Raw genomic sequence first — 7,108 nt, 5'->3', positions numbered from 1 at the left:
GGCTTTTACCCCTTTATTTTTTAAACTGCTTACTCCCCCCAGGCAATCGTTTCACCAGCAAGCATAACCGCCTCTCCCGCACAGAGACTGCTACAGACTGGTGGTAAAGACAACAACCTCATACCCAATCATTAAAGTTGAATTGTCGGCCAAGTGGCTGATGAATGCAATTGGCAATGCCCGCTAGTCCGGAACCTATGCTCCCGGACCAGCAAGCAGCACCTGCATCCCCCAATACGGGGGCCTACTAGTGCTATGCCCAATCAGGCTATAGATTTCTACACTTTTTATTTTTTCTATTTCCAATTTTTAAACACCCAAGTACCATGAAAAAATCAATTTTCACCCTCGCTTTTGCGTTTATCGCATTTTTGGCTATGCACACTGCCCAGGCGCAGAACCCACACTTTACGGATGTGCGGGTAAGTAACAATGGCCTTACAGTCTCTGGCAAAATTGCTGGGCTGGGTCAAAGCTCCGGCCTGGTAACCGTTACCTATACGGCTGATGTTACAGCAACACGCACCTGCTCTACAAGGGGCAATGGCAAGCCGGTAAGGCCGCATACAGAAACAAAATCACTCTCGGCAAGCGGAGAGTATGAGCGGGACAGAAATGGACAGGTTACCTTTTCTCTAACACTAGACCCCTCCTCCATTGGACAAGATGTTGATTTCAGCAATTGTCCAAATGGCTTAACTCAACTCGTTAACATCATCATCGCTAATAAAGTACTGAGTTTCTCTACACAATCTGGCGAATCTGGATCCATGCAAATTCCTTAAGTTGCCTGCTCCATTTCCCTCTTAGGACCGGAGAGCATTTCTCCGGTCCTAAAAGTGTTTGCCCCCTCCCCTATTAACTCCGCCTTGTCCGTTTGCAGCCTATAGCTGTAAGAGCGCCTGAATGCAAACTCTTTTTTCTTATGAAAACTCTACTATTGTGCTGTCTGGGGTATTTTGCATTGAGTACTTCATCTGCACAGATAGATGCTGTTGATACACTCCTAACCACTTCGGTAACAGGACAGGTAGTTGACGCCTCCGATTGCAGGCCGCTAGGCTATGTAACCGCATCCCTGCGTGCCCCTCAAACCAAACACCCCCTTGCCAGCGCTATTACCAATCCGGAGGGGCACTTTATTTTAGCAGACCTGCCCAAACAAGACTATATACTGGAGCTCTCTCATGTAGGCTATTCCACAATAAGCATTCCGCTCTCAGGTGCTGACGGGTCCATCCTTTCCCTGGGCCAGCTGGCGCTTTCCCTGCATGCGGCCCTATTAGAAGAGGTAGTAGTACTGGGCCCACCCCTCCTCATCGAACAGGATGCCGACAAGCTTACCTACCATGCCGCCCTCGACCCGGATAGCCGGAGCCTTTCTGCCCTGGACATGCTGGGCAAAGTGCCGATGCTCTCACTGGATGGGGACAATAAGCTGCGTCTAAATGGCAGCAGCAGCTATCAGGTACTGATCAATGGACAGGTATCCTCCCTTTTTGTGCACAACCCGAGCGATGTGCTCAGAAGCATGCCTGCAAGCGCCATTAAGAGTATTGAAGTGATCACTCATCCGCCTGCCCGCTTTGGAACTGAACTAACTGGAGGCATCATCAACATCATCACCCATCACAAAACAGTGAATGGGTATACTGGGTCAGCTACTGCCACCCTCAGCAACCCCCGGGGCACAAACCTGAACAGCTACCTAAGCGGCAAAATGGGCAAGCTGGGCTTCTCCGGACAACTGGGAAGAACAACCATCACCGATCCTCCGGCTGTAAGCAGCTTTCTACGAGAAGAGTATCAACAGCACACCAGGCTGCAGCAATCCGGAGAAAGCACCAGCCACAGCCTGGCTACCTATGCAGGCGCTGAACTTTCTATTGCGGTTAGCCCGCAAAGCCTGCTGACGGCCAGTTACCGGAGAAACAGCAACACCAATGAACAGGACTTTAAGCAACAGGCAAGGCTCTATGAGAACAGGCAGGTATTGGTAGAGACCTATGAGAACAGAAGCCTAGCAAAAGGCCGGTCTGGCAGCGGCGATCTGAGCATTGACTTCCAGCAATTTTTTAAAAAGCGTCCCGAGCAGCTGTTGAGTCTCAGGTATCGGGCCAGCCTTCAGGCACACACATTTTCATCAGATTTTGTTCTGGATCCCCTTGAGCCGGAAGGCCGCCAGCTGAGTCAGACGCAAAATACCAACGATATCCGGGACTATGTGCTGCAGGCCGATTATGTGCAGCCATTTAACCGCCAGCTGATGGAAATAGGGCTGATGTCAACCCTCAGACAGAACGGCAGCAGCTATTATTACAGTACTCAGGACCAAAAAACCGGACGATTCGATATAGACCCTTCCCAAAGCAACATCTTTGATTACCAGCAGGAGATCCATGCCATGTATCTTTCCTTCAACCTGAAAAAAAACGGTGGGGACTCAGGGCAGGCTCCCGGCTGGAGGAGACCCGGGTAAATGCCCACTTTCTTTCGTCAGGAACGGCCGCCCGCCAACGGTACAGAAACCTGATCCCCAGCTTTAGCCTCACCCACACGGTCAGGCGCTCAACCTCCTTAAAGCTATCCTACACTCAGCGGGTGGAGCGGCCTGGGCTCTACCATCTGAATCCTTATGTAAACCTGATCGATCCGCGTAATATCAGCTATGGCAATCCAGCGCTTACGCCGGCTACCATCCACTCCTTTACGTTTGCGCTCTCTACACAACTAAATACAAGCATGCTTACCGCCAGTGTGTTTCATCATGCCAGCCACAACACCATTCAGCAATTTACCAGCCTTCAGTCAGATACCGTTGCCCATACTACATTTGCAAACCTGGGCCAGCGGCAGGTGCATGGCATTAGCCTGAGCTGTAACACTCCCCTTTTTGGTAAGCTCTACCTAACTGCAAACAGCACACTTCAGTATGTTAGGCTCCTGGGCACATTTAAAAACCGGCTGCAGCACAGGGCTGGAACCAACCTAACCGCAATGGGTAGCCTAAGCTACCGCATAAGCAAGCGCTTCCGCACCAGTGGAGCCATCAGCTACACATCCCCTCAACTCTTTTTACAAGGCACTTCCGCGCCTTTGGTCGCTCACAACCTCTCACTAAACTGGGACGTTTTGCGGAATGAAAAAGGAGAACTAAGCCTATTCATCGAGAACCCTTTTCAGAAGAACAGGCGCTTTATCAGCGAAGTACAAGATCCGCTATTTTACCAGGTGCAGGAATCAATGGCGGTTATTCGCCAATACAGCCTGTCCTTCTCCTACCGGTTTGGCAAGGTACAAACCAGCCCGGCCCGCACAAAACGCAAGGCCAGAGTGGAGCCGAATGACCGATAACATATCCTTATAAAAAAGAAGTCTACCAACCCCTTTAGGCTTCTGTAAACCCTCTCTGGATCAGGGTTAGCTGCATGCGGGCTACTTCGGGATGGGCGGGGTTGGCATTGACCAGTACCAGGCACCAGGCCAGGGGGGAGAGCTTCCAGTCCCTGATGATCTGGGTTTCTTCGCAGCGGTAGATGGGCTTGAAATGCTCGGCCAGCTCCAGCTGCTGGCTGCGGCAAACGTCCATGGCCCTGCGCAGCGCATCTTCCAGCTGCTCCAGCTCGGGCAGCTCCAGGGTCTGCTGCAGCTCGGTGGCATAGAAGCGCAGCCGGCGCTCCTGCAGGCTGTGCAGAAATTCTTCGAAATGGGGATTGCTCTTCTGGATCAGGTCAATGTGTGCCAGCATATTCTTGCTCGTTAAGGGCTCTTAGCTTTTGGAACAGTTCTTTCTCCTCGGGACTGAGCCGCTTGGGCAGCTCCACCTGTACCGTTACATATAAATCGCCAAACTGCCCCTCCTGGTTATAGCGGGGCATGCCTTTTTCTTTCAGCCTCAGCACTTTGCCGTTGGGCGTAAGCTCGGGCAGCTGCATGGCCACCGGCCCCGAAAGGGTGTTTACCGTTACCTTGCCGCCCAGCAGGGCCGTGTAGAGATCAAGGGGGAGGGGAGCATAGAGGTCGTCGCCCTTGCGGGTAAAATGGGGATCATCGGCAATGAGCACTTTCAGGTAGAGATCGCCGGCCGGCGCGCCGTATACCCCCGGCTCGCCTTTCCCTTTTAGTTTAAGCGTTTGCCCATGCTCAATGCCCGGCTTCAGCCGAATGCGCACCGGCTGGTCGTGCAGGGTAACGATCTGGGCTGTTCCCTGGTAGGCATGCTCCAGAGAGATCTGGATCTCGGCCTTCAGGTGCGCTCCGGCATTGTGCTCGGCACGCCGCTCACCGCCGCCCCCACCAAACATGCCGCCCCCAAAAAAGGTCTGGAAAAAGTCGGAAAAGCCGCCTCCTCCCCGCTTGCCGCTGCCGGCGCCTTCAAACACATCGCTGAAATCGTAGCTGCGCTGCCCCTGGGCCCCGCGGTGCTGGCGGGAAAACTCGGTCCAGTCGAAACCACCCGGGCTGCCGGGGCGCTGGTAGCGCTTCCAGTTAGAGCCCAGCTCGTCGTATTCCCGGCGCTTCTGGGGATCGCTCAGCACATTGTTGGCCTCGCTGATCTCCTTAAACTTTTCTTCCGCTGCGGTATCGCCCTTGTTCTTATCAGGATGATACTTGACCGCCAGCTTCCGATAGGCCTTCTTGATTTCCTCCTGAGAAGCGCCCTTATCTACCCCCAGTATCTTATAGTAATCTTTGTAATCCATCGCCTATTCGCTATATCCTTAAGGTACTTAATTAACAACTTTGGCGCAATAGTGTCCCTAAAAAGCCCCGGCACCCCTGATCGCCCCCTCTGCCAGGCCCCAAACAATCAATCGCCATCCCGTCCAACAGACAAATAACATTGCGCTATTTATGCGCTCTGCCCTGGTTTAGAACAGGCTTTTACCCCTTCGCATAGCCTATATTCTGATTTAGTTTGCTATTTTGCCCTAAATCCCCGCTGCCTGCATGAAACCCATTTGCATCCCCCATTGGCCCGGCACCCCCCTGCTGCCTGCCCCCTTTAATGCTTTCTACACCCGGATCTCCACCCCCACCCCCTTACGCTCATGCACCCAAACGCGCTAAAAGCCTACTGGCGCAGGAACCTGCGCTATGTACTGCTGCTCCTGCTGCTGTGGTTCCTGGTGTCCTTTGGCTGCGGCATTCTGTGGGCGGAGGAGCTGAATGCCCTGCGCCTGGGCGGCTTTAAGCTGGGCTTCTGGTTTGCCCAGCAGGGGGCCATCTATGCCTTTGTCATGCTTATTTTTGTATATGTGGGGCTGATGAACCGCCTGGACCGGGCATACAATGTGCATGAGCAAGCCCCACTGGCTCCGGACAGGCCTGCCGGCAAAAAACGCCCCGATCCCAACAGTCCTCAATCGCCTTCCTCCCCAACCCCCTAAGCCATGGATGTACAACGCTGGACGTACCTGCTCGTGGGAGCAAGCTTTGCCCTGTACCTGGGCATTGCCTACTGGTCCCGCGCGGGCTCTACCAAAGACTTTTATGTGGCGGGCGGCGGCGTATCGCCCCTGGCCAACGGCATGGCCACGGCCGCCGACTGGATGAGCGCCGCCTCCTTTATTTCCATGGCCGGCCTGATCTCGTTTATGGGCTATGACGGGGCGGTGTACCTGATGGGCTGGACGGGCGGCTACGTGCTGCTGGCGCTGCTGCTGGCCCCCTACCTGCGCAAGTTTGGCAAGTTTACCGTACCGGATTTTGTGGGAGAACGCTATTATTCCCAAACCGCCCGGCAGGTGGCCGTGCTCTGCGCCCTCTTTGTGAGCTTTACCTATGTAGCCGGGCAGATGCGGGGCGTGGGGGTGGTCTTTAGCCGCTTTCTGGAAGTGCCCGTCGACTGGGGCGTTGCTATTGGCATGCTCATCGTATTCTTCTATGCCACTCTGGGCGGCATGAAGGGCATTACCTACACCCAGGTGGCGCAGTACTGCGTGCTGATCTTTGCCTTTATGGTGCCGGCCATTTTTATTTCCCTGATGATGACGGGCAACCCCATTCCCCAGCTGGGCTTTGGCGACCGGCTGTCGGATGGCACCTACCTGCTGGACCGGCTCGACAGCCTGCACCAGGAGCTGGGCTTTGCCGCCTATACCAGCGGCAGCAAGGGGCTAGCCGACCTGTTTTGCATTACCGCTGCGCTGATGGTGGGCACTGCCGGACTGCCACATGTGATTGTGCGTTTTTTTACCGTAGCCCGGGTGCGGGATGCGCGCCTCTCGGCCGGCTATGCACTGGTCTTTATTGCGATTTTGTACACCACGGCGCCGGCCATTGGGGCTTTTGCCCGCACCAACCTGATCAATACTGTGCACAACCAGCCCTATGACGCTATGCCCGAGTGGTTCAGCAAATGGGAAACCACCGGCCTGCTCACCTTTGAGGACAAAAATGGCGATGGCCGCATCCAGTACGTGGCCGATGCCAACCGCAACGAGCTAACCACCTTTGATAAGGACATCATAGTGCTGGCCAATCCCGAAATAGCCCGCCTGCCCAACTGGGTGGTGGCGCTGGTGGCAGCCGGCGGTTTGGCGGCCGCCCTCTCTACGGCCGCCGGGCTGCTGCTGGTGATCTCGGCCTCGGTGAGCCACGATTTTATAAAAAAAATGGTGAATCCCCACATCAGCGAGCGGGGTGAGCTCTGGGCAGCCCGGATTTCGGCTGCCGTAGCGGTGCTCATTGCCGGCTACTTTGGCATTAACCCGCCCGGCTTTGTGGCCGAGGTGGTGGCCTTTGCCTTTGGGCTGGCGGCCTCCAGCTTTTTTCCGGCCATTCTGCTGGGCATCTTTAGCCGGCGCATGAACAAGCAGGGTGCCATTGCCGGCATGCTCTCGGGCCTGCTGTTTACGCTGGGCTACATTGTTTACTTTAAGTTTGGCCAAACGCTTTTTGGCCTTAGCCCGCAGGCGGTAGCGCCGGCCCGCTGGTGGTTTGGCATCTCGCCCGAGGGCGCTGGCACACTGGGCATGCTGCTGAATTTTGCCGTATCGCTTGTGGTAATGCGGCTGAGCCCCCCACCCCCTGCGCATGTGCAGCAGCTGGTAGAAACCATCCGCTACCCGCGTGGTGCAGGGGCCGCCAGCGGGCACTAGCCCTG

General features: G+C 55.1%; 4 protein-coding genes and 2 pseudogenes. 4 read left to right on the top strand and 2 right to left on the bottom strand.

The features are described from left to right. The first annotated feature begins 326 nt into the window (after positions 1–326). Together ADICEAN_RS22320 and ADICEAN_RS23880 are read left to right on the top strand one after the other, a co-directional pair. Positions 327–785 (top strand): hypothetical protein, encoded by a 459-nt coding sequence (locus ADICEAN_RS22320; RefSeq protein WP_009195412.1) that lies wholly within the window; start codon positions 327–329, stop codon positions 783–785. Positions 786–925: 140 nt separating this feature from the next. Beyond that, positions 926–3,354, top strand: a pseudogene (locus tag ADICEAN_RS23880) (TonB-dependent receptor domain-containing protein). 34 nt (positions 3,355–3,388) lie between these two features. Here ADICEAN_RS23880 and ADICEAN_RS09700 read toward each other — a convergent pair. Next, on the bottom strand, positions 3,389–3,748 hold the full coding sequence (locus tag ADICEAN_RS09700; RefSeq protein WP_009195409.1) for a hypothetical protein: 360 nt from the start codon (positions 3,746–3,748) through the stop codon (positions 3,389–3,391). Then, positions 3,732–4,703: a DnaJ C-terminal domain-containing protein gene (locus ADICEAN_RS09695; protein ID WP_009195408.1), complete on the bottom strand. Its 972-nt coding sequence runs from the start codon at positions 4,701–4,703 to the stop codon at positions 3,732–3,734. Before ADICEAN_RS09695 ends, ADICEAN_RS09700 begins: the two co-directional genes overlap by 17 nt. A gap of 348 nt (positions 4,704–5,051) precedes the next feature. Between ADICEAN_RS09695 and ADICEAN_RS09690 the strand changes: the two are divergent. Together ADICEAN_RS09690 and ADICEAN_RS09685 are read left to right on the top strand one after the other, a co-directional pair. Then, positions 5,052–5,306 (top strand): annotated as a pseudogene (locus ADICEAN_RS09690) (DUF4212 domain-containing protein); the annotation flags it as partial. 87 nt (positions 5,307–5,393) lie between these two features. Then, the gene (locus tag ADICEAN_RS09685) at positions 5,394–7,103 is read left to right on the top strand and encodes a sodium:solute symporter family protein (protein ID WP_009195406.1); all 1,710 of its coding nucleotides are present in this window, start codon (positions 5,394–5,396) and stop codon (positions 7,101–7,103) included. Positions 7,104–7,108: the final 5 nt, after the last annotated feature.

Origin of the sequence: Cesiribacter andamanensis AMV16 (assembly GCF_000348925.1) — a bacterium.
GTDB lineage: Bacteria > Bacteroidota > Bacteroidia > Cytophagales > Cyclobacteriaceae > Cesiribacter > Cesiribacter andamanensis.
This window is presented reverse-complemented; position numbering and strand designations above follow the sequence as displayed.

Coding starts and splice junctions, on each gene's coding strand:
- ADICEAN_RS22320 (WP_009195412.1), top strand. CDS start 327: ATGAAAAAATCAATTTTCACCCTCGCTTTTGCGTTTATCGCATTTTTG.
- ADICEAN_RS09700 (WP_009195409.1), bottom strand. CDS start 3,748: ATGCTGGCACACATTGACCTGATCCAGAAGAGCAATCCCCATTTCGAA.
- ADICEAN_RS09695 (WP_009195408.1), bottom strand. CDS start 4,703: ATGGATTACAAAGATTACTATAAGATACTGGGGGTAGATAAGGGCGCT.
- ADICEAN_RS09685 (WP_009195406.1), top strand. CDS start 5,394: ATGGATGTACAACGCTGGACGTACCTGCTCGTGGGAGCAAGCTTTGCC.